This is a genomic window from Pseudomonas sp. IB20 (assembly GCF_009707325.1).
Classification (GTDB): domain Bacteria; phylum Pseudomonadota; class Gammaproteobacteria; order Pseudomonadales; family Pseudomonadaceae; genus Aquipseudomonas.
In genome coordinates this window covers 482,777-504,618 of sequence record NZ_CP046103.1, presented here as the reverse complement: position 1 = coordinate 504,618, position 21,842 = coordinate 482,777, and the positions used below count along the sequence as shown (strand labels likewise).

Genomic DNA, 21,842 nt, shown 5'->3' with positions numbered 1-21,842 from the left:
TGAACACCTGTGGGAGCGGGCTTGCCCGCGATAGCGCTGAATCAGTCGAAACATTCGGTGACTGACACTCCGTTATCGCGGGCAAGCCCGTTCCCACAAAGGCCTTTAAGTAATATCGGCCGCTACGGGGGCATCCAGGCCCATGGCATGCAGGCGGGCGTAATAGCCGTTCTGCGCCAGCAGCTCGCCGTGGGTGCCGCGCTCGACAATTCGACCGTCGTCCATCACCAGGATCAAGTCGGCCTTCTCGATGGTGGACAGGCGATGCGCGATTACCAGGGTAGTGCGGCCCTGCATGACTTTGTCCAAGGCCGCCTGAATGTGCCGCTCGGATTCGGTGTCGAGGGCCGAGGTGGCCTCGTCGAGAATCAACAGCGGCGCGTTCTTCAGCAAGGCCCGGGCGATTGCCAGGCGCTGTCGCTGGCCACCGGAAAGCAGCACGCCGTTTTCACCGACCTGGGTGTCGAAGCCTTTTGGCAACTGGTCAATGAAGTCCTTGGCATAGGCATCCGCCGCAGCCGCTTCAACGTCCGCACGCGGCGCGCCGGCCAGGTCGCCGTAGGCGATGTTGTTGGTCACGGTGTCGCTGAACAAGGTCACATGCTGCGTTACCTGGGCAATGTGTTTGCGCAGGTTGAGCAGCTTGTAATCCTCAACCTCTACGCCGTCCAGCAGGATTTCGCCGCTTTCATGGTGGTAGAAGCGCGGGATCAGACTGGCGAGAGTCGACTTGCCGCTGCCGGAACGGCCCACCAGGGCGATCATCTGCCCAGGCTCAGCGGTAAAGCTGATGTCCTTGAGCACATGGCGTTCGGTGCCAGGGTAGGTGAAGTTCAGGTTGCGCACTTCCAGCCGGCCACTGACCTTGTCGCGCTCGAGGGTGCCGCCGTCGACTTCCTGCTCTTCGTCCAACTGCTCGAAAATGCTTTCAGCGCCGGCCACACCCTTCTGGATGGTCGAGCTGACTTCCGACAATTGGCGGATCGGCTTGGGCAGCAAGCCGGCCAAGGTGATGTAAGCCACCATGTCACCGGCCGAAGCGTCGCCGCGAAGGTAAAGCACCAGGAACATCAGCACCGCCATGGCAGTGTAGATCACCAGTTGCAGCAACGGGGTGTAGATCGCCCCGGTGCGGGTCATGCGCAGTTGCTTGTCGGTGTTGCCTTGGCTGGCTTTGAGGAAGCGCTTCTCCTCGTAGACTTCACCGCCGAAGCTGCGCACCACGCGATAACCCTGGATGGTTTCCGAAGCCACGTGGGTCACGTCGCCCATGGCCACCTGGATCTTCTTGCTCTGCTTGCGGAATTTCTTACTGGCCGTGCTGACCATCACTGCAATCAACGGCAGGATAGCGATCATCACCAGCGTCAGGCGCCAATTCATGTACAGCAGCGAGGCAAACAGGAAGATCACCGTCATGCCTTCGCGGATCACCACCTTGATAGCATCGGTCGCCGCCCCCGTGACCATGGTCACGTTGAAGGTGATGCGCGAAATCAGGTGCCCGGAGTTGTGGTTGTCGAAGTAGCGGTTGGGCAGCGTCAGCAGGTTGTTGAACAACTGCACCCGCAGGTCGTGGACCAGGCCCAAAGAGACCTTGGCCAGCAAGTAGTTGCCCAGGAACGAACCCAGGCCCTGCCAGGCTGCGATCAGAATGATCAACAACGGCACGGCTTGCAGCAATTGCAGGTCACGCAGGAACGGTACGTTGGGGAACAGCACCGCTTCAGGGTTGGACAGACCGTCGACGAAGTACTTGAGGATGTACCCCAGCATGGGCTGGGTCGACGCGAAAATCAGAAATCCGACGATACTCAACGCGAACAAGCCAGCGTAGGGCTTAACGTACATGAGCAGGCGGAAGTATATTTTCAAGCTCGAAGGGCTTGCGCTCGGACTGGAGTCGGTCATATCACGCGGCGTTTTGAAAAAGGAGGCTGACTTTAGCACAGCTTCTCTGTTGTACTTGCACCCGGCATGACCCTCGGCCCGGTTGGATCCAACCGACGACATTATATAGCCACTACTTTAAGATGGTCGGCTTTCTCTATTCTGGAATGGCTTTTCTGTATGCACTCCAAGCGCCTTACTTATGGCTCAAATCGCGTTTTCGACTTCGTGGTCCTATGGATTTTGCCCATTGGCTTATTGTTGCTGCTGAGCTCGCTGTTCTACGTCACTAATCGCAATGTAATGCACCGGTTCTACTACGGTTTCTTCAGTGTCCCGACCTTGCTGCTGCTGTGCTTGCGCCCCCAGGAACTCAAAGAGTTGCTGCGTGAGCCCTTAGTGGTCGCCCTCCTGGCATTTTGCGCCTGGGCGCTGACCACCGTGCTGTGGAGCCCTGAACCTACCGGCGACTCCAACCTGTTCAAGGTACCGCTGCAAACGTTCATGTTGTTTGCTGGCTGCGGGTTGCTGCTGCATTACCGCAACGAGCTGTTCAAGCCGGTCTTCTTCAGTGCCGCGGTGATTGCACTGGTGGTGTGCCTGGGCAACCTGGTGGCGTTCGCCAAAGGTTTTGAGCCGGGCATGCGCATGATCGGCGGCCTGGGCGCCCTCGACAACCCGCTGCTCAGTTCGCACCTGTTCGGCTTTTTCTGCGTGTACTGGCTGTACGTCTGTGTAACCACCAAACGCTTGCACATGCTCTGGCTCAGCGTTCCCGCCCTGGCAATCATGACCCTGGCAGTGCTGGCGACAGGCTCCAGGACGCCGTTGGTTGCGCTGGTTCTGGCGGTGCTCTGGATGGGCTTGCTCAGCCGCAATCGTCGTTCGGTGCTGATGGTTGCAGGCCTGATAGCGGCGGCCGCCGCATTGCTGCTGTTTTACCCACAACTGATTACCGAACGCGGCAGCTCATTCCGCCTGGAGATCTGGCGCATCATTCTGGGCCGTATCGCTGATCATCCATGGATCGGCCACAGCTACGACTCCGAACTCTACGTGCAGCCTGCGAACTACGACGGGACACTTCGCGAGCCCCACAACTTTGCCTTGGGCGTGCTGTATTACGTCGGCATCATCGGCTTTATCCCATGGCTCTTCATGCTCGGCTGGGGCTTGTACAAAAGCCTCAAAGAGCGGGCGCAGCCACTGTTTATCCTGGCATCGTCACTGCTGGCCTACGGCATCGGCGCCGGCCTGACCGAAGGCGGTGGCATTCTGTCGCGGCCCAAGGAGCACTGGTTTTTGCTGTGGGTTCCACTGGCACTGATCGCCGGCCTGAGCATCGCCCAACGCCGCCGCAGCCTGCTGCGCATGCCAGTAGCAACGCCCAAGCCACAGGCCTTTGAAGCGTTGTGCAACGGTGCCCACGTCATCGAGGAGGATGGTCTGGGCCCGAAGGTGCTACGCCTGGAGGACGGCAGCTTCCTCAAACTGTTCAGGGCGCGCCGCTGGTACACCTCCGGCCGGTTTAATCCCTATTCGGAGCGCTTCGCCAGCAACAGCGAACAGCTGCAGCAATTGAGTATTGCTTCGCCGCCTATCCTCGACCTGTACAGCTTGCAAGATGGCAGCAGCGCCGTGCGTTATCGGCCGCTACCGGGCCTGACCCTGCGCCAGGCGCTGCAAAGCCTGGACGCCAGCCTGCGAGAGTCGCTGATCGAACGTTTTGGCCGGTTCATGGCACAGCTGCACGAACGCGGCGTGTACTTCCGCTCGCTGCACTTGGGCAATGTCCTGCTTCTGGAAGATGGTGAGTTCGGGCTGATCGACGTGGCCGACATGCGCATTTACCCGTCAGCACTGCGCAACACGCTGCGCCAGCGCAACCTGAAGCACATGCAGCGTTACCCGCAGGACCGCAGCTGGTTGTTCGAAACCCATTTTGAACAGTTGGCCAAGGGCTATGCGTCAGTAGCCTCGCCGCAAGCCACGGTAAAGCTGCGTGAGCAAGTGCTGACACTCGCGCGCCCCGGCGCCTAACAGCAAGCCTGTGCGCCCCAGGGCTGGGGCGCACAATGCGCTGTCAGTCTTTCTCCAGCGGGGAAAAATACAACCGGCTCAAGCCGCGCCAGGTTTTCTTATTCCAGGCCCGGAACGGGATCTGCGCCAGCAGCTCGCGCGCCAACTTACGATCACGGTTGGCGGTCTTGAGGAACATGGAGCTGAGGAACTTGTAACGCACCTCGTCATAGAGCGGGTGGTCGCTGAACAACGCGTAGGAACGCAAGATATTGTCGATCATGAATCGATGGTTCTTGTACGAGTTGGTGGCGTGCTTGCGATAGCGGGCCATGACCACGTTCAAGCCATCGATGAAGTACCCGGCGTGGGTAATTTTCAACTCGATCAACAAGTCTTCCAGACGAATCTTCGGATCAAACCCACCGACCTTCTCCAGCGCCTCGCGCCGGATCATCAGCGTGGGTGCGGGCGGGTACGGTTTGCGCTCCAAGAACATATCGTCGAAGTCCAGGCGCCGAAACGGCACGTCGCGACGCTGGCGCTTTTCAGGAAACAGCTCGCCTTGGGCGTCGATCAGTTCGATGTTACCCGCGCAGATCCCCACCTCCGGCTTGCCATCCATATAGGCCACTTGGGTCGCAATCCGCTCTGGCAACATGATGTCGTCGGAACCGAACGGCACAACCAACGGGCCTTGGGAGCGTGCAATCGCGCCATTGAGCGTGTTGGTCAGGCCTTGGTTCTGCTGGACGCGAAAGTCGAAGGTGTGGTGTTCCTGCAACCGACGAATACGCTCGACACTGTCGTCTGTCGACCCATCATCAATCACCAACAACTCGATGTTTGGATACGTCTGGTTCAGGGCACTGAGGATGCTTTGCTCGATGTACGGCGCATGGTTATAGGACGCGATGATCACCGTGACCAAGGGCTGACTCTGGTTCATACATTGTTCCTGCGGGCTTGAGCCAATCCTGAATCAATCAGTTCGAGGTATTGCTGACGGAACACTTCAATGTCGTGCTCCGCCTGGAGGTACTGGTAGGCCCGCTCGCCTTTTTGCACGAGCGTTTCATCGGGCAGCGCCAGGTAGGTATCCAGCGCCTGGGTCAACTCGGGGACGTTGGCCGGCTCAACCGCCAGGCCGCCCGCCCCTTCAATCAGCGGCAGCATGGCCGGCACGCTTGACGCGATCACCGGCAGGCGCCCGCTCATGCCTTCCAGCAGCGCCAGGCCCAGGCCTTCGGCCAGGGAAGGCATCGCCCAGATATCAAAGGCGCGAACGTACTGCAGGGCATTTTCCTTGAAGCCCAACAAGTGCACACGCCCAGCCAAGCCAAGGCTCTGGATTTGCGCGGCGAGGTTGGACTCCTCACGCCCCGCGCCAATGATGGCGAGCTGCGCTGTGGGGTATTTGTCTTTGAGTGCGGCGAACGCCTGCAACAAATAGGTGTGCCCCTTGACCGGCACCAGGCGCCCCAAGGCGCCGATCAAACGCACCGAAGGGTCGATGCCCAGCAACTCACGCGCGCGTTCACGCGAATGCTGCAAGGCTTCGGCCTGCTCGATGTCGATGGCATTGGTGATGGCGTAGGTATTGCTATCGGTAAACCCGCAGTTGCAGTCCAACAGGTACTGCTTGACCGCCGGCGACACACCGACAAAACGCCAGTGCTCGTCGACCCAGCGCTGCGCCTGCTTGCGTCGGTACAGACGGTCATACTCGCCGAAGCCGTGGGAGATGCCGATACACAACGGGATCTTCAGCCAGCGGTTCAGCTGCAACATCATGTTGACCGGTTTGAAGCGGTTGCACACCACGACGTCAAACTTTTCCCTGCGGCAGAACTTATACAACTGCCACATGGCGCGCAGCCTCAAGCCCTTGAGTGACGCGTCGGAAAACTCGAAGTAGACGGAGGTCGCCGCGCGACTGACCGGCCCCCCAGGCTCCGGCTGGCCACGCAGGAACGCGGCGGTGACTTCATAGCGGTCCGCAGGCAATGCCTTGACGATCTGTTCGGCCAAGTCGGCAAAATCATGGGATTTAACATTGTAGTCAGGCTGCAATTGCAGGACCTTGAAAGGCCGACTCATAACTCTCCTCGATGGAAACCTGTGGCATCAACAACCCAGGATGACTCAGCGGCCAGCGCCTCGGTGTACTCAGCGCTTGGCGCGGGCACCAACGGCCACTGATTACGCTTCCAGCAGACAAAATGGAAATACGGAAATTCCCGGTCGCCATCTCTGTCGTTGGTCAAACGACCATTGTTCCAAAACCATTGGTGCGGGAAGCGATCAGTGCCGTCATGCCACTTGATCACACCACCCGGCGTACTGAACGCCTCGGTGAACTCACTGCGACGGCGCCACGGGTTGAGTTTGCCCACCAGATTGAACAACGGCTTGGGAAAATTCTTGCGCCACAGGAAAATACGGCTGAACGCGCCTTCGTCCAGCGCATGATGCTCCTGATCGGTGAAGCGCGCTTCCCAATCCTTGATCCGCATAAACACCTGGCGCTTTCTGGCGGTGTTACGCATCAGGCACAAATGGCCGGCAACCCGCCGTTCATGGGTCGAAAACAAGTCATAACCGGCCAGGCGGTCAGCCGTGAAATACCGGCGCAGGTCGCCATAGATCAGGTCCAGGTCGCCAAACGCCCAGAAATCGTACCCCTCTAGGCGATCGGCATGGATGTGCCCCAAGGCAGGCTTGATGTCGCACAACTTGTAGGCGGCCTGCGGCGCAAAATTGATGTACAAACGCTGTGAAACCAACGCGCAGTAATCAGCGAAGCTGATGCTTTCAATCCTGACATTGTCCGGGACGTTGTCCGGTATCGGGCAGTCGCTGAACAACAGCCAGTCAATATCCGCATTGCGCCGGCAGCTTTCGAGAAAAAACGGCATCCAGAAAGGCCAATGGCCAAAGTATGGGATGAGGAAGAGGATGCGGGGGCACGGATTGATCACTGGGGACTCACTGTCAGTTTTACGGGAGCGCTCAGCGCTCCAACACGTTGCTTAACGTTACTTGTGCTTGATGAACCAAAAAAGCTCATGCCGCCGAATGGCCTTGCGGAAAAACTCGTTCTCACCCCAGGGCGAGACAGCCCTTCCCGCCAGCCAGCGCTGTATGACACGCCGCACACGCCGCTTGAACGGCATCCTGGGCTGCAAGTCATGCATCATGCCCAGCGACATGGCCTTGTCACACTGCCGGCCTTCGGACACCGGCAGGCAATAAGGACGCAAAGTGTACGTCGAATCAAAACATGGTGGCAAAGCGATACCGGCGCCCGAATCGCCCATCGGCCAGCGGTCATTGTCATGCAGGTGATTGGCGTAACCGAGCAACGTCGTCGGCTGCCATTCAAGCCCCTGTAAGGCTTCCAATACGGCTTGCTGCGCGCAGATATGATCAGGATGCGGATCGAGCACCGGATGGGGCAACACGATGACTTCCGGGCGGGCCATGAGCAGCAACGCGCGCAGGTCGGCCAGCAGGTTGTTCCAGGTCGGCCGGCCATCGGCATCCGCCGGCAAAGGGAACGGATTGAATTGGCGGAACAGGCGGATGTCGCTCAACTCGGCCTCTCGCGAAGCCACGGCGCGATCCGGCTCGGCTTTCATCGCCGCTAATTGCAGGCAGAAATACCCCAGCTGAACGCAATGTTCCTGCGCCACCCCAGCCCAACGCGGTACGGCGACACTGTCCCAAGCACGCAAACGGCCCTTGAGGCGTGCCGCCTCAGGCTTGCCCAGGCCCATGTGCTGATAGTGCTCGGCTTCGATCTCGCCAGCCGTCAACGTCACGATCCAGGGTTGAGTCGCCTGGCTGTACAGGCCAAAGGCGGCCAACTCGGCATCATCGGCGTGCGGCGCAATGACCATCACCCGTTGCTCGCGCACATCAGGCTGACGGAATACCGACAGCACTGGCGTACCCAGCACACGGCAGCACCGAGCCCCCAGCAGCAGTTGCCCATCGAGCAGCGCTTGCGTTTGGCCGGTGAGGTTCAGGTAGCGCAGGCCATTGACGCCGCGCTCGAACACTTGGCGATCAGCGCCAGGCAAGGTAATAAACGGGTCGATAAAGCGGCCCAACGCGCTGCTCTTGAGGCGCAGCGCGAGGATCAGGGTCTCATTGCCCGCCAGCTCCAGCGCCTCGCCTAACACCAACCGGCCGTTGATCAGCGTGACCTTGGGCTGCTCGGTATCCGCTGCAAACTGATACTGGTAGTCGTCCTTGGGCGAGTAAAACAGGTGGTCGGCAAACCAGGCTTCATGGGCCACCCAGGCCAGCACTGCAAGCACCAGCGGCAGCCACCAGGCCACCAGCACACCCACGCCAATCAACAGCAGCAGGCCGATCAGCAGGCTGATGCGTTTATTACGGCGGTGGCGCTTGAGCAGCGCCTGCTTACGGCTCGTCGACTCGCTCATACGTTGAATACCGGTACAGGGTTGCACCAACGGTCCTTGTATTCGCGGTCAGCCCGGCCGAATGAGAACCGCAGCGGCTTGCCGGCTTCACGCGCCTGCTCCCAGGCACTTTGCGTGTTGAGAAAGCTCAGTACGCTGCCCGGGCTGAACGCGCGCGTTTCAGGGTCTACGCCGCCATTGATGTACTCGACGCTGATCCATTCGGGCGCTTCAACGCGGTAGACCAATTGAATGGCAATCGGCGCATCGTTGAGGAAAATCACCGAACCGATCAGCCATTCACGCAGCAACTCGATCACCTGCGCCATGCGCTCGGCACCGGTGGCGGCAAAACCCCAGCGGCGCTGGAACAGGTCGCAGTAAATCGCTGCCAGCTCTGCACTGGAGAATTCCTGGACCGCACGCACCACGCCGCCCGCCTCTTCCAGCAAACGCAACTCACGGCGCTGGTTATAGCGAAACTTCTTCGACAGTTCTTCCGGCGTACGCGCCATGGCCAACTGCTCGGCCTGGAGCTTGAGGCCAGCAAACCGGCCTTCATTCAGGGCCGAGAGGTAGCGCCCGCGATGGCGCAACGGCGCCTGGGCATCGGCGGCGGCAGGCAGGATCAACTCGGCATTGCCCAAGTCGAACAAGCCCTTCTTGCCATGGCGCTTGAGCACATCCTTGGACAGGGCCAAGTCGCGCCCCCAGGTCGCAATGCACGCCTTGAGCTCACCGCCTTGTTCCCACGCCAAGTAGCGCACAGGAATGTCGGCCAGCCCGGCCAGACGTTCAACCACCTGCGGATGGGTGGCGACACTGCCACCGTAACGCTGCCAGGCGTCACTGTAAGTGGGCGCGTCAACGACCGCCCAGCCACGCTCGCGCCAGCCTTGGAATCGATTGAGCATCAGGCCCTCGCGGTCAGTGCAATGACAGGCGGCAACAGCCAGAACGTATCGCGTACCGCCTGATCCGAAAACCGCTCGTGCAGGCGCTCGAGCATCATCTCGGCACACTGTTGGTGCTGTTGACGATCCATCGCCGCCAAGTGCCGAAGCCCTTGGCCCAGGCGTTCGGCGTCACCGAACGGAAACAGAATACCCACGCCCTCGACCACTTCCCGGGCGCCGCCACACGCAGTTGCCAACAGCGGCACGCCAGCGGCCATGGCTTCCAACAGCACCATGCCGAACGGCTCGTGATCGGAACTCAGGGCAAAGGCGTCGAACGCTCGGAAGTAACGGCGCGCCTCCGGCACCTGGCCGAGGAACAGTACCTGCTCGGCAATGCCCAACTCGCGGGCCAAAGCCTTGAGGTCTTGTTCCAGCCGACCGGTACCGAGGATCGCCAGGCGACTCTGCGCCGGCAAATGTGGCAACGCCAGGGCAAAACCCTTGAGCAAGGTGGCTTGGTCTTTGTCCGGGTGCAGACGGCCGACGTTGCCGACCACCCACTCGTCCGGCGACAGCCCCAAGGCATCCCGCGCCGCATCGGCCGACACCTGCTGGGCCTGCAGGGCGTCGACATCAATGCGGTTGTACAGCGTCTGAATACGCGCCGCCGGCCAGGTCGGCAGGCAACGGCGCATGTCATCGCGCACCGCATCGGACACACCGAGCAGGCTCAGGCGTTTGCGGAAAATCGAGGCAAACAGCTTGCGGGTGCGGCGCTCATAGTCACCGAACGCGTGATGCACACCGATCACCGGCAAGCGCGTGCCAAGCAAGGCGATATAGATCGGCTTGAACCGGTGAGCGATGCAGAAACTGAAGTTGCGCGACGCTGCGATCTTGCGCAGCTCACGGATGGCGCCCAGCTTCAGGCCACGAATGGCCTTGGAGCTGAATTCCATGAACAACACTTCATCAGAGGCGCAACCGGCGGCGACCTCGGGGTCAGCGACCCCGGTGAGAAACACCGTGGTCACTTTATAGCCCGAGCCTGCGAACAGGCTCGCGTACTGCCGCGCGCAATCCAGGAACGGCCCGTCATAGCCGTGGCAGAACTGCAGGACGTGGCGCTCAGCCGACCGAGTCATAAGGGTCCACGCCGTCTTTGACGACCAGGATGTCTTCCATGATCAGGTACTGCAGGTCGGAGCCGAAGAACATGTTCAGCGCGTCGGTCGGCGAGCAGATCATCGCTTCGCCACGACGGTTGAGCGAGGTGTTCAGCGACACGCCGTTGCCGGTCAGCACTTCCAGCTCTTTCATCATGTCGTAGTAGCGCGGGTTGTATTCGCGTTTGAGCACCTGAGCGCGGGACGTGCCATCTTCATGCACCACTTCCGGCACGCGGGTTTTCCACTCGTCCGACACTTCAAAGGTGAAGGTCATGAACGGCGCCGGGTGATCGACCTTGATCATCTGCGGGGCCACAGTGTCGAGCATCGACGGGCAGAAAGGCCTCCAGCGCTCGCGGAACTTGATCTGGTGGTTGATGCGATCCGCCACGCCGGTCGCGCTCGGGCAACCGATGATCGAACGACCGCCCAACGCACGCGGGCCAAACTCCATGCGGCCCTGGAACCAGGCCACCGGGTTGCCGTCGACCATGATCTTGGCGATGCGCTTAGGCATGTTCTCGATCTTGCGCCAGACCGGCTTGCTCGCGTGCTTGGCGCACGCGGCGATCACGTCTTCGTTGCTGTAGGACGGGCCGAGATAGACGTGTTCCATCTTCTCAACCGGTACACCACGGGCGTGGGACACGTAGGCCGCCGCACCGACGGCGGTGCCGGCATCGCCGGACGCCGGCTGCACGAACAGCTCCTTGACGTCATCGCGGGCAATGATCTTCTGGTTCAACTTAACGTTCAGCGCGCAGCCGCCGGCGAAGGCCAGCTTGCCGGTGTCCTTGAGGATGTCACCCAGGTAGTGGTCGATCATCTGCAAGGCCAGCTTTTCGAACAGCGCTTGCATGCTGGCGGCGTAGTGGATGTACGGCTCGTCGGCGATGTCGCCTTCGCGCTTGGGGCCCAGCCACTCGATCAGCTTTGGCGAGAAGTAGAAACCCTTGCCCTTCTCTTTGTAGCGGCGCAGGCCGATGACGTTGGCGTAGTCGGTGTTGATCACCAACTCGCCATTCTCAAACGAGGCCAGACGCGAGAAATCGTACTTGCTGGCGTCGCCATACGGCGCCATGCCCATGACCTTGAACTCGCCGTCGAGCATCTCGAAACCGAGGAACTCGGTGATCGCGCCGTACAGGCCGCCCAGGGAATCCGGGTCGTAGAATTCTTTGATCTTGTGGATCTTGCCGTTTTCGCCGTAGCCGAAGAACGTGGTGGCGTACTCACCCTTGCCGTCGATGCCCAGGATCGCGGTTTTTTCCTGGAAGCCGGAGCAGTGGTAGGCGCTGGAGGCGTGAGCCAAGTGGTGTTCAACCGGTTCGATCTTGATTTTCTTCGGATCAAAGCCCAGTTGTTCCAGGCACCAGACGATCTTGTTGCGATAGCGCTTGTAGCGACGGTTGCCCATCAGGATCGCGTCGAGGGCGCGGTCCGGGGCGTACCAGTAACGCTTGGCATAGTGCCAGCGCGCCTCGCCGAACAGGCTGATCGGGGCGAACGGGATCGCCACCACATCAACGTCGGAAGGTTTGATGCCGGCCTGCTCCAGGCAGAACTTCGCCGACTCGTAGGGCATGCGGTTCTTTGCATGTTTGTCGCGTACGAAGCGCTCTTCTTCGGCGGCCGCGATCAGCTTGCCGTCGATATACAAGGCTGCGGAAGGATCATGGCTAAGGGCGCCGGACAGGCCAAGAATCGTCAATGCCACAGGGGTCTAGCCTCTTTTAGTCTGCATACAGGCGGGTTGCGCCTGAAAAAAGTGTGCCTCTCGCCTGGACGAGAAACAGCTAAAGGGCGGGATTATAGCGTAAAGACGTCCGGTGATGATCTAGCGTTTATGGCGACCCGTTGTCACTGCGCCCTAGCGAAAGATCTCAATACTGCCGTCCTTGCTCTGCCGATAGACCGTGTAAGGCAGCACCAACGTATCCAGAACGCCTGATGCGACAAAATCAATGGCCATCCAAGGAATCGAGTTAACCTGCTGGTCCGCCATATTCCCGTGACTGTTGGGCTCGCCATTGAGGGAGCAGAAGTCATACACCACGCCACTGTAAACACGCGGAACATTCTCACAGTGAGTAGAAAACGGCAGCTTAACCTAGGGTTGCGAACTCCAGATAGATCGACAAACCACCGACGAGTCAGTCGGCAAACGCCTGCCGAGCCGTTAAACTTGCGCACTTTTGCGCGCCAGCGCTGCGCGCTATGGATGTCGGCTTGCTTATGAACGTTGTCACCCCCATCTGTTTCACGATGTTGCTTGCTGGCCTTTTGGGGGTGAGCTACAGCGTCAGGGCCGACGAGCCCCCACTGATCCTCGACCCCAGCGTGGTCACCGGTTCACGCAGCGCCAGCCCGACCTTCGACCTGCCGTACTCGGTGGACAGCATCAGCCACGAGCAAATCAGCGACGGCCAACTCGGCATCAACGCCTCCGAAGCCCTGTCGCGCGTGCCCGGCCTGGTGGTGCAAAACCGCCAGAACTACGCGCAGGACCTGCAGATTTCCTCGCGCGGCTTCGGTGCCCGTTCGGCGTTTGGCGTGCGCGGCATCAAGCTGATGGCTGATGGCATTCCCGCTAGCACCCCGGACGGCCAGGGTCAGGCCGCCACCTTCAACCTCGACACCGCCGAGCGCATCGAAGTCCTGCGCGGCCCGGCGGCCACTTTGTACGGCAGCAACGCCGGCGGGGTGATCCAGATGTTTTCCCGCAACGGCGAAGGCTCGCCGCGCATCGGCGCCGAAACCCTGGTGGGCAGCGACGGCCTGAGCAAGCACCACCTGACGGCCGAAGGCGCAGCCAACGGCGCGGGTTTCGTGCTCGACGCCTCGCGCATGGACACCGACGGCTACCGCGACCACAGCAGCGCCCGTCGCGACCAGACCTTTGCCAAGCTGAACTTCGAGCCGGATGACGACAGCAAACTGGCGCTGATTTACAGCAGCCTGGAGCAGAACGGCACGCAGGACCCGCTGGGGCAGAAATGGGCAGCCTATAAAGCAGATCCGCGCTCTGTGGATCCCGCCGCGCTGCAGTACAACACGCGAAAAAGCATCGATCATCAGCAATTGGGTATGAATTACGAGCGCTACATCGGTGATGCGACGTTGCAGGTGAACGCGTATACAGGGCGGCGGAGTGTGATTCAGTATTTGTCGATTCCCGACAAGACCAAGGGCGAACCCAACCTCGCCAATGCGCGCGGCGGCGTCGTGGACTTCGACCGCAAGTTCTACGGCGGCTCCATCCACTGGCTGCAACCGATCACCAGCGCCCCCGGCGACCTGACCCTGATCACCGGTCTCGACTACGACCGCAGCCAGGATGATCGCCAAGGCTATTCCAACACCCTCAACGGCGTGCACGGCGTCAAAGGCGCCTTGGGCCGCGACGAAATCGACACCGCCACCAGCCTCGACCCGTTCGTGCAAGCCAACTGGCTGCTGGGCGACTGGACCCTGCAAGCCGGCCTGCGCCACAGCACCCTGAAGATGGACGTGGACGACCACTTTCTCAGCGACGGCAACGACAGCGGCAGCAAGACCTACCAGAAGAACACGCCGTCAGTGAGCGTGATGTACGCCTTCACGCCAGACCTGCATGGTTACGTGAGCGCGGGCAAAGGCTTCGAAACGCCGACTCAGGCGGAGTCGGCGTATTCCAGCACCTCAAACGGCTTCAATTTCGCGCTCAAGCCTTCCGTCAGCAAACAATACGAGGTCGGCCTGAAAGCACGCATTGGCCAAGACACGCGCCTCAACGCCGCCCTTTTCCAGATCACCACCGAGGATGAATTGGTAGTGGCGCAATCCAAGGACGGGCGCACCACTTATCAAAATGCCGGCCGCACCCTGCGCCGTGGCTTCGAACTGGGCCTTGAAAGCCAGCTCAGCGACCACTGGAGCACAAGCCTCGCCTACACCCGACTGCAAGCCACCTACGACAGTTACTTCATCGGGAACGGGAAAGCCATCGACAAAGGCAACTACCTCCCGGGCGTGCCCCAAACCACCCTTTTCGCCGAGCTGAACTGGAAGCCCCGCGACTGGGTCAGCACCGCCATCGAAGGCATTTACCGCAGCAAGGTCTACGTCGAAGACACCAACCAGCAACGCGCCGCGCCGGGCTACAGCGTATTCAACTGGCGTGCGCGCTTTGAGCAGAAGGTCGAGCACTGGACCTTTCACCAGACCTTGCGTTTGGATAACTTGCTGGATCGCCAGTACGTGGGTTCGGTGATTGTCGGGGACGGCAACTTCCGCTATTACGAAGCGGCACCGGGAAGGTCATGGTATGCGGGGGCTGGGGCTGAATATCAGTTCTGATCAGGCCACGCGGCGCCTAGGTGGCCCTATTGCGGCATGGGTATCTATTTAGATACCTATGCCCGCGATAGGGCCGAAAGCCCGCTTTAACCGGCGACGCCGATCTCTTTGGGCAAACGCTGATCGATCAGTTGGTACAGCGCACTGCTCTGCGGCCAGTTGCGCATAAACCGCGCACGATCCTTGGCATACGCCGGCGCAAAGCTGGCGACTGAGCTGTGCTGACACATGGCGTCCAAGTCAATCAACGCCCAGCGGTCTGCGTGCCAGAACAGGTTATGGCCCTTGAAGTCGCCGTGACTGATGCGCTCACGAATCAGCTCGGCAAACAGATGATCCAGCGCCAGCAGCTCGCTTTCAGGCACATCGCCGTGCTCAACGTAAGGCGCGAAACGCTCGATGATGTCCGGCCCCGGCAAAAACTCAGTCACCAGATACGCACGGCTGCGCAGCCAGAAGAACCGCTTCTCCAACACCGCCAGCGGCTTGGGCGTAGCAATCCCCAGAAACGCCAGACGGTTGCCTTCGCGCCACGAATGCCAGGCACGGCTCGGGCGCCAGAAGCGCTTGAGCCAATGGGCAAAGCCCTTGATGTTGTAGCGTTTGATCACCAGCGGCCGACCGGCCACCTCGACCTTGCCCACGCTGGCCGCACCACCGGTTTTGTACAGGTGGCCCTGATCCAGCAATGCATCAGCCTGCTCCAATACCGGCAGCATCGCGGCCTCTTCCTCGCGACGAATCGCACGCAAGACAAAGGCGCCACGCACCACGCTGAACAGCGTGCATTCGCGGCCAACCTTGTTCAAAAAGTCCCTCAAGCGCCAGGCGCTGACTTTGCGCACCTGTTTTTCCAGGGCCTCCAGCGGCACAGCATGTTCGCCATTGCTCAGCAGGTAGTACACCAGCAGCTCTTCGGTGAACGGCTCAAGATTTTTCGGCAACTGCGCAAAAAACACCCCGAGGTTTTCCAGGACGCGGTTGCGCGACAGCGGTTTGCCCGCCTCTTCGACACGAATCCCGGCACCGTCAATCAGGTACAGCTTGCCGTTCTGGCGCAGCAGGTTGTCCAGGTGCAGGTCTTCCTGCCACAGGCCTTTGGCGTGCATCTGGGCAATCGCCGCCAGGGCCTCAGCGAGCACGGCGGTTTGTTCGTCAGCCAGCGGCGGCAAGCCTTCGACGGCCTGCCAGGCATCGGCAAGGCTTTGGGCGCCTTCAATAAATTCAAACAGCAGCCAGCCGCCCTCGCCTTCTTGCAGGCCATCGGCAAGCAGCAGTGGCGTGGTCAGGCCTTGCTCGGCGAGCAGGCGCACACCGCTGAGTTCGCGCTGAAAGTGGCGTGCCGCCTTGCTGCCGACCAATAACTTGGCCAGCACCGTGCGCCCGCGCCAGACGCCAGCACCCACGTAGCGCTCGCCCGGTAACACGCGCAACAGGCTGAGCAGTTGCAACTGCCCTGGGCCTGCGGCGTCCGCCAGCTCGATAGTCAGCGGCAGATCAGGCGTGCGGCCGGCTTTCTTCAGCTCGGACAAACGCATCAGCGGTTCTCCTTATGGCTGCGGCGCGCCGTCAGGCGTTGGAACCAGGCGGCCACCGGTGCGCTGTCTTCAGGCTGTTGCAGATAGGCGGCCAGCAGTTGGCGCACTTGCGCGTCCGACCATTGCGGCGCGCGGCGCAACAGCGGCTCCAGGTCCTTGACCCGATCACGCTGGCCGAACAACAGCGGGCGAGTTTTCTCAAGGTCAATCAACTGCGCGGCATAGCCGTCGCCGAGGGCCTGCAAAAAAATATGCTTGGGATAAAAACAGCCATGCACCTGGCCGACGCTGTGCAGATGACGAGCCAGTTGGCCGCACGCCAGCAGGATCGCGCAGTGCTGGGCGTCCGTCAGTTGCGGCCATTGCTCCAGCAACGAATCCAGGTCGTTCCAACCGTCCAGGGCGCGGGTCAGCAACATCGCGCGGTGCTCGCCATTAACCTTGCGCTCACCGAAAAACGCCGCCTGCAATGCCGGAATACCGAGCTTCTGATAACGGCTGATATTGCGGAATTCACGCGCGAAGGTGGGCTCGCCAAACGGCTTGTGCAGTGTGCGCGTCAAGTAGTCGCTTTGGCGCTTAAGGTAGTAACCCTGGCCTTCGAGCTCCAGGCGAAACACGCTGCTCCAGCCGCCTTTGCTGGTATTGGGTTCATCCACCGCGTCCAGTTGCCTGGCCCACAGGGCATCGAAGGTAGCGAGGCCGTTGCGCTCAAGTAAGGCGCGGTCTTCGGCCGCCAGGAAATCACTCATTCGCGTCCCTCGAAAAACTTCACCACGTGGCGAATTCGCTGTTTGTCCGACGCCGTCAGGTGCGTGCGTTGGCGGTATTGCATGTAGAAGCGCAGGCGCTGGGTGGCCGACAAGTGATACTTGGCGACCTTGTCCAAGCAGGCCAAGTCCTTGGTGACACGGTACTTGAGCCAGAAGCCACGCCAGAAGTCGCCGTTGGGGCAATCGATCAGGTACAGGGTTTGCTGGTCATCGACCAACAGGTTGCGCCACTTCAAATCGTTATGGGTGAAGCGGTGCTCGTGCATGGTGCGCGTATATTCGGCGAGCTGGCGGCTGATCGCGCTGACCCACTTGGGATCTTTCAAACACGGATCGTTGCGATCAGCCAGCACCGACAGGTCTTCGGTTTTCGGCAACTCGCGGGTGATCATCGCACCACGGGCGTAGGCCAGGCCCTTGCGCTCCAGGCCCCAGGCCACTACGTCAGCAGTGGGAATACCCCATTTGGCGAAGCGCTTGAGGTTCTGCCACTCGGACTTCACCCGTGGTTTGCCCAGGTAGCGACGCAGGCCTTTGCCGGCACCGACGTAGCGCTTGACGTAGTAATTGACCCCGCCGCGCTCTACCCGAACCACTTCCGACAGCGGGTCGTGGGTCAGTTGCTCGCCTTCCAGAGCAAATACCGCCTCAAGGCTGCCGAAATCATCCGCCAGGGCGGCGTAAGCGGGCTCCAGGTTCCAACCCGCCATCAGAGCGCATCCCCGTAGCGTTGTTTACGCGCGTAAAGCTTGTCAGCCTTGGTTTGCAGCCATTGCAACAAGGCGTTTTCTTCGGCGAGGATCTGGCGCAGCGGTTGCTGGAAGTAGCCCTTGAGGAAGCGCAACTTGTCGCGACGCGTGAGGCCGATATCCAGCGCCGAGAAGTACAGCGCGGCCAAGTCTTTGTCGCGCCAGCGATGGCTGATCCTGTCGCGGGTCTGGGCTCGGTGCAGGTCGATCAGCGACAGCTTGAAGTCATCGAAGGTCACCGGCTTATCGGTGTGCAGCAGGAAGTGGCAGATGTAGCAGTCGCGGTGATTGACCCCACCGCGATGCATCATGCCGGTCATGCGGGCCACTTCGGCGATCAGCGCGCGCTTGAGGCGTGGCTCCGGCGGCTGCTTGACCCAGTCGATGCTGAAATCTTCCAGGCTGACGGTGGGCGCCAACTCTTCAGTGATGATGAACGAGTGCTGGTCGGCCGGGTTACTGCCGCGCTCGCCGTAAGCCACGGCGGTCATGGTCGGCACGCCGATTTCCTGCAGGCGTTGGATGGCCTGCCACTCCTGGCCTGCGCCGAGCACTGGCAGCTTGGCGGTGACCAGGTTCTTGACGATCTCGCCCCAGCCGATGCCACGGTGGATCTTCACAAAATAGCCACGACCATCCACCTCGGTACGCAAGGTACGGCGGGCTTCGAGTTCACGGTACACCTCGCCTTCCAGCCGCTCGACTTCGGCAAAGGCATCACGCCCAGCCCAGAGGGTCTTGAACGGTTCGGCAAGCATCAACTTCATCGCTTTGGCTCCGCCAGAATCACATCGGCCGCGTGCTGCGGCATGCTATAGAGGTCGGCCGTCTCGGCGAACGCCAACCCATTGCGGCCCCAGGCCGCGCGCTGTGCAGTGTCGGTGAGCATTTGGGTCAGGTAGTGGTTGAGCTGCGTTTGTTCAAACGGCTCATCCAGCACCAGACCACTGTCGGCTTCGCGGATGTAGTGGGCATAACCACACACCGCCGAGACCAGCACCGGCAACCCGGCCACCAGGGCTTCGAGCAACACAGTACCGGTGTTTTCGTTGTACGCAGGGTGGATCAACAGGTCGGCGCCCAGCAGGAAACGCGGGATATCGCTGCGGCCCTTGAGGAACTGCACGTTATCGCCCAGCCCCAATGTCGCACTCTGCAATTGGAATACTTTGGGGTCGTCCTGGCCAATTACAAACAGTCGGGTGCGTTTTTTCAGTTCCGCCGGTAGCGCGGCCACGGCCTTGAGGCTGCGGTCGACGCCCTTGGTCTTGAAGCCGGAACCGATTTGCACCAGCAGCAAGTCGTCGTCGGCGAGGTTGAATTCCTTGCGGAAGCCTTCGCGGATTTCGGCGGCATTCGGCGGTGCGCGGCGGTCCTGGGCGATGCCCGGCGGCAGCAGGTGGAAGCGTTCCAGCGGGGTGTCGTAATGCTTGATGAACAGCGGCTGCTGCACTTGCGAGATCATCAGGATTTCAGTCTTGGCGCCCCTGGCGAACACCGCGCGCTCGTACTCGGCAAAGTGCTTGTAACGGCCAAAGCTTTTGTACAGCGAATGACGCAGGTTTTGCGCCTTGTCTTCAAAGCAGCCGTCGGCGGCGTAGTACACGTCCAGGCCGGGCATTTTATTGAAGCCGATCAGGCGGTCCACCGGGCGCTTGGCCAAGTCGGCTTCCATCCAGGCGCTGAGCTTTTCATTGCGACGGTGATTGAAGAACGCCTTGACCGGCGCCACCAGCACTTCGAAGCCCGGCGGTATATCGCCCTCCCAGATCAGCGTGTAGACACGAATCTGGTGGCCGCGCTGCTGGCACTCCAGGGCGATGCGCATAAAGTCGCGCTGCAGGCCACCGAAGGGGAAATATTTGTACAGAACAAAAGCCAGTTGCATCAGTGCAGCTCCTCAGCCAGTAACAACGTGCTCAGTCGGCTTGCCACACGCTCAGGGTTCAAGCGCGTGAAGCACAGGGGCGACTCGCGCTTGATGTCGAACCGACGCAGGTCGTCGGCCGTAGGTTGATAGGTACAGTGTTTTTGCAGGCAAGGCGCGCATGGGAAGTCGCTGGCCAGGTGAATCTGGCCCTTGCCGTAAGCGCCGGTCAGGCCAGGGTTGGTGGGGCCGAACAGGGAAATGGTCGGCACGTCCAACGCAGCGGCCAAGTGGCCAAGGCCGGTGTCGACCGCCACGCAAGCGCGGGCGCCGGCCAGGACGCGGGCCACACCGGCCAGGTTCAGCTTGGGCAGCACTTCGGCGTTTGGCAGGCCTTGGGCCAGGCGTTCGGCGCGGGCTTTTTCGTCGGCATTGCCCCACGGCAACTTCACGTCCACACCCAGGCGGCCCATGCGCTCAGCCAACTCGCGCCAATAGGCTTCGGGCCAGTGCTTGGTGTCCCAGGTGGTGCCGTGCAGCAGCAGTACAAAAGGTTTCTTCGGCGGCAGGCCGAGCAGTTTGTCGACGCTCAGGCCGTAGTCGCCCAGCCCTTTGGGCAAGTCATAACCCAGCGCCACGGCGAACAGCTGGCGCAAACGCTCCACCGCATGCTGCCCACGGGCTACAGCCAGGCGCCGCGAGTAGAAGCGCGAGGCCATTGGCTCGCGGGCCGAGTGTTTGTCGAAACCGGCCACTGGGGCACGCACGTAGCGCGTCAGCCAGGCGCTTTTCAGCAGGCCTTGAGCGTCGATCACCAAGTCGTATTTAGTCGCCTGGATACGCTGTTTGAAGCGCCGCCACTCGCCACTCTTGATGGTTTGCCAGATGTTTTTGCGCCAGCGGCGAATCGCCACCGGGATGACCTTGTCCACCGCCGGGTGCCAGGTGGGGATTTCGGCGAAGCCTTCTTCCACCACCCAATCAAAGCGAATGCCAGGGATCGCCCGCGCCGCGTCGGTCAGTGCCGGCAAGGCGTGGATCACGTCGCCCAGGGATGAGGTCTTGATTACCAATACTCGCAAACTAACGAACCTCGACCACAGAGCCCTGCAACCGCTGCAAGGCATCGCTGACCGGTTGCGGCAGCAACTGGCGCAGGCAATTGTAGTGGCCGAAACGGCAAGTGCGGTCGAAACACGGGCTGCAATCCAGGCCCAGGCGCACCACTTCGACTTTGTCGGCCAAGGGCGGGGTAAACCCTGGTGAGGTCGAGCCGTACACCGCCACCAGTGGGCGGTTCAGCGCGGCGGCCACGTGCATCAGGCCGGAGTCGTTGGACACCACCGCATCGGCGCAGGACAGCAGGTCGATGGCTTCGGCCAGGGACGTGTCGCCGCTGAGGTTCACCGCCTCTTCGCGCAGGCCGGGAATCAGGCGCTGGCGGATGTCTTCGCCCACCGAGTGATCATTTTTCGAACCGAACAGCCACACCTGCCAACCTTCGCGAATCTTCATCTCGGCGACTTTGGCGTAATGCTCCGACGGCCAGCGCTTGGACTCACCAAACTCCGCGCCTGGGCACAGCGCCAACACCGGACGGTCGAGCATCAGGCCGAACTTGGCCAGGGCCGCATCGCGGGTCACCGGGTCGATCTGCAGGCTTGGGCGCGGGTACGGCGTCGGCAACTCAGCACCGGGCTCGTAGGCCAGGGCCATGAAACGCTCGATCATCAGCGGGTAGCGCGCCTTGTCGAGGGTGCGCACGTCGTTGAGCAATACGTAGCGAAACTCGCCGCGCCAGCCGGTGCGTTTAGGGATGCCGGCAAAATACGGCACCAGCGCCGACTTCAGCGAGTTGGGCAGCAGGATCGCCTGATCGTACTGGCCGGCCAGGGATTTGCCGATGCGACGGCGCGTTGCCAGTTCGAGGGCACCGTGGCCGAGCGGGAAGCTCAAGGCCTTGCGCACCTCGGGCATGCGCTCAAGGATCGGCCGGCTCCACTCGGGGGCGAGCACGTCGATTTGGCAGTCGGGATGGCGCTGTTTCAGGCACTGGAACAGTGTCTGTGCCATCACCATGTCACCGACCCAACTGGGCCCAACGATCAGAATATTCATGTAGTTTCCACAAACGATGCGGGGAGGCTTATGCCTCCCCGCATCGATA

Annotated in this window: 17 protein-coding genes and 1 pseudogene; 2 read left to right on the top strand and 16 right to left on the bottom strand. The window is 61.0% G+C overall.

What is annotated here, in order from left to right:
• Positions 1-105: 105 nt before the first annotated feature.
• Positions 106-1,911 (bottom strand): lipid A export permease/ATP-binding protein MsbA, encoded by a 1,806-nt coding sequence (gene msbA / locus GJU48_RS02235; RefSeq protein ID WP_094952891.1) that lies wholly within the window; start codon positions 1,909-1,911, stop codon positions 106-108.
• 159 nt (positions 1,912-2,070) lie between these two features.
• On the opposite strand from msbA, the gene GJU48_RS02230 reads away from it, so the two are divergent.
• Positions 2,071-3,930, top strand: coding sequence for an O-antigen ligase family protein (locus GJU48_RS02230; protein WP_094952892.1), 1,860 nt, complete (start codon positions 2,071-2,073; stop codon positions 3,928-3,930).
• Positions 3,931-3,973: 43 nt separating this feature from the next.
• Here the strand turns inward: GJU48_RS02230 and GJU48_RS02225 are convergent, their stop codons facing one another.
• The 8 genes and pseudogenes from GJU48_RS02225 to GJU48_RS02190 all read right to left on the bottom strand — a co-directional run.
• Positions 3,974-4,858: a glycosyltransferase gene (locus GJU48_RS02225; protein WP_094952893.1), complete on the bottom strand. Its 885-nt coding sequence runs from the start codon at positions 4,856-4,858 to the stop codon at positions 3,974-3,976.
• Positions 4,855-6,009, bottom strand: coding sequence for a glycosyltransferase (locus tag GJU48_RS02220; protein ID WP_094952894.1), 1,155 nt, complete (start codon positions 6,007-6,009; stop codon positions 4,855-4,857). The genes GJU48_RS02225 and GJU48_RS02220 overlap by 4 nt, the downstream gene beginning before the upstream one ends.
• Positions 6,006-6,890, bottom strand: coding sequence for a DUF6625 family protein (locus GJU48_RS02215; RefSeq protein ID WP_094952895.1), 885 nt, complete (start codon positions 6,888-6,890; stop codon positions 6,006-6,008). Before GJU48_RS02215 ends, GJU48_RS02220 begins: the two co-directional genes overlap by 4 nt.
• Positions 6,891-6,947: 57 nt before the next feature.
• A complete protein-coding gene (locus GJU48_RS02210; RefSeq protein ID WP_094952896.1) occupies positions 6,948-8,363 on the bottom strand; it encodes a PIG-L deacetylase family protein in 1,416 nt (471 codons plus the stop codon).
• Positions 8,360-9,256 (bottom strand): antimicrobial resistance protein Mig-14, encoded by an 897-nt coding sequence (locus GJU48_RS02205; protein ID WP_094952897.1) that lies wholly within the window; start codon positions 9,254-9,256, stop codon positions 8,360-8,362. Before GJU48_RS02205 ends, GJU48_RS02210 begins: the two co-directional genes overlap by 4 nt.
• Positions 9,256-10,386, bottom strand: coding sequence for a glycosyltransferase (locus tag GJU48_RS02200; protein WP_094952898.1), 1,131 nt, complete (start codon positions 10,384-10,386; stop codon positions 9,256-9,258). The genes GJU48_RS02205 and GJU48_RS02200 overlap by 1 nt, the downstream gene beginning before the upstream one ends.
• Complete coding sequence (locus GJU48_RS02195; protein WP_094952899.1) at positions 10,370-12,127, bottom strand: carbamoyltransferase family protein; 1,758 nt, start codon at positions 12,125-12,127, stop codon at positions 10,370-10,372. Before GJU48_RS02195 ends, GJU48_RS02200 begins: the two co-directional genes overlap by 17 nt.
• A 153-nt stretch (positions 12,128-12,280) precedes the next feature.
• Positions 12,281-12,502 (bottom strand): annotated as a pseudogene (locus tag GJU48_RS02190) (YceK/YidQ family lipoprotein); the annotation flags it as partial.
• Positions 12,503-12,645: 143 nt separating this feature from the next.
• Here GJU48_RS02190 and GJU48_RS02185 point away from each other — a divergent pair.
• A complete protein-coding gene (locus tag GJU48_RS02185; protein ID WP_094952901.1) occupies positions 12,646-14,748 on the top strand; it encodes a TonB-dependent receptor family protein in 2,103 nt (700 codons plus the stop codon).
• Between the two features lie 86 nt (positions 14,749-14,834).
• Here GJU48_RS02185 and GJU48_RS02180 read toward each other — a convergent pair whose 3' ends face one another.
• From GJU48_RS02180 to waaF, 7 genes are read right to left on the bottom strand one after another with little or no spacing between them, the layout of a single operon-like run.
• The gene (locus GJU48_RS02180; protein ID WP_094949236.1) at positions 14,835-16,286 is read right to left on the bottom strand and encodes a lipopolysaccharide kinase InaA family protein; all 1,452 of its coding nucleotides are present in this window, start codon (positions 16,284-16,286) and stop codon (positions 14,835-14,837) included.
• Positions 16,286-17,038 carry a lipopolysaccharide kinase InaA family protein gene (locus tag GJU48_RS02175; protein ID WP_094949237.1) on the bottom strand — a complete coding sequence of 251 codons (753 nt, stop codon included), beginning with the start codon at positions 17,036-17,038 and terminating at the stop codon, positions 16,286-16,288. The genes GJU48_RS02180 and GJU48_RS02175 overlap by 1 nt, the downstream gene beginning before the upstream one ends.
• On the bottom strand, positions 17,035-17,769 hold the full coding sequence (locus tag GJU48_RS02170; RefSeq protein ID WP_094949238.1) for a lipopolysaccharide kinase InaA family protein: 735 nt from the start codon (positions 17,767-17,769) through the stop codon (positions 17,035-17,037). Before GJU48_RS02170 ends, GJU48_RS02175 begins: the two co-directional genes overlap by 4 nt.
• Complete coding sequence (gene rfaP, locus GJU48_RS02165; protein WP_094949239.1) at positions 17,769-18,575, bottom strand: lipopolysaccharide core heptose(I) kinase RfaP; 807 nt, start codon at positions 18,573-18,575, stop codon at positions 17,769-17,771. Before rfaP ends, GJU48_RS02170 begins: the two co-directional genes overlap by 1 nt.
• Entirely contained in the window at positions 18,572-19,696 is a 1,125-nt protein-coding gene (locus tag GJU48_RS02160; RefSeq protein WP_094949240.1) for a glycosyltransferase family 4 protein, read from the bottom strand. The genes rfaP and GJU48_RS02160 overlap by 4 nt, the downstream gene beginning before the upstream one ends.
• Positions 19,696-20,757 carry a lipopolysaccharide heptosyltransferase I gene (waaC, locus tag GJU48_RS02155; protein WP_094949241.1) on the bottom strand — a complete coding sequence of 354 codons (1,062 nt, stop codon included), beginning with the start codon at positions 20,755-20,757 and terminating at the stop codon, positions 19,696-19,698. Before waaC ends, GJU48_RS02160 begins: the two co-directional genes overlap by 1 nt.
• A 1-nt stretch (position 20,758) precedes the next feature.
• Entirely contained in the window at positions 20,759-21,793 is a 1,035-nt protein-coding gene (waaF, locus tag GJU48_RS02150; protein WP_094949242.1) for a lipopolysaccharide heptosyltransferase II, read from the bottom strand.
• Positions 21,794-21,842 lie beyond the last annotated feature (49 nt).

Bases quoted from the DNA above. Each gene is read 5' to 3' on its own strand.
- msbA (WP_094952891.1), bottom strand. From the start codon at position 1,911: ATGACCGACTCCAGTCCGAGCGCAAGCCCTTCGAGCTTGAAAATATAC.
- GJU48_RS02230 (WP_094952892.1), top strand. From the start codon at position 2,071: ATGCACTCCAAGCGCCTTACTTATGGCTCAAATCGCGTTTTCGACTTC.
- GJU48_RS02225 (WP_094952893.1), bottom strand. From the start codon at position 4,858: ATGAACCAGAGTCAGCCCTTGGTCACGGTGATCATCGCGTCCTATAAC.
- GJU48_RS02220 (WP_094952894.1), bottom strand. From the start codon at position 6,009: ATGAGTCGGCCTTTCAAGGTCCTGCAATTGCAGCCTGACTACAATGTT.
- GJU48_RS02210 (WP_094952896.1), bottom strand. From the start codon at position 8,363: ATGAGCGAGTCGACGAGCCGTAAGCAGGCGCTGCTCAAGCGCCACCGC.
- GJU48_RS02205 (WP_094952897.1), bottom strand. From the start codon at position 9,256: ATGCTCAATCGATTCCAAGGCTGGCGCGAGCGTGGCTGGGCGGTCGTT.
- GJU48_RS02200 (WP_094952898.1), bottom strand. From the start codon at position 10,386: ATGACTCGGTCGGCTGAGCGCCACGTCCTGCAGTTCTGCCACGGCTAT.
- GJU48_RS02185 (WP_094952901.1), top strand. From the start codon at position 12,646: ATGAACGTTGTCACCCCCATCTGTTTCACGATGTTGCTTGCTGGCCTT.
- GJU48_RS02180 (WP_094949236.1), bottom strand. From the start codon at position 16,286: ATGCGTTTGTCCGAGCTGAAGAAAGCCGGCCGCACGCCTGATCTGCCG.
- GJU48_RS02175 (WP_094949237.1), bottom strand. From the start codon at position 17,038: ATGAGTGATTTCCTGGCGGCCGAAGACCGCGCCTTACTTGAGCGCAAC.
- GJU48_RS02170 (WP_094949238.1), bottom strand. From the start codon at position 17,769: ATGGCGGGTTGGAACCTGGAGCCCGCTTACGCCGCCCTGGCGGATGAT.
- rfaP (WP_094949239.1), bottom strand. From the start codon at position 18,575: ATGAAGTTGATGCTTGCCGAACCGTTCAAGACCCTCTGGGCTGGGCGT.
- GJU48_RS02160 (WP_094949240.1), bottom strand. From the start codon at position 19,696: ATGCAACTGGCTTTTGTTCTGTACAAATATTTCCCCTTCGGTGGCCTG.
- waaF (WP_094949242.1), bottom strand. From the start codon at position 21,793: ATGAATATTCTGATCGTTGGGCCCAGTTGGGTCGGTGACATGGTGATG.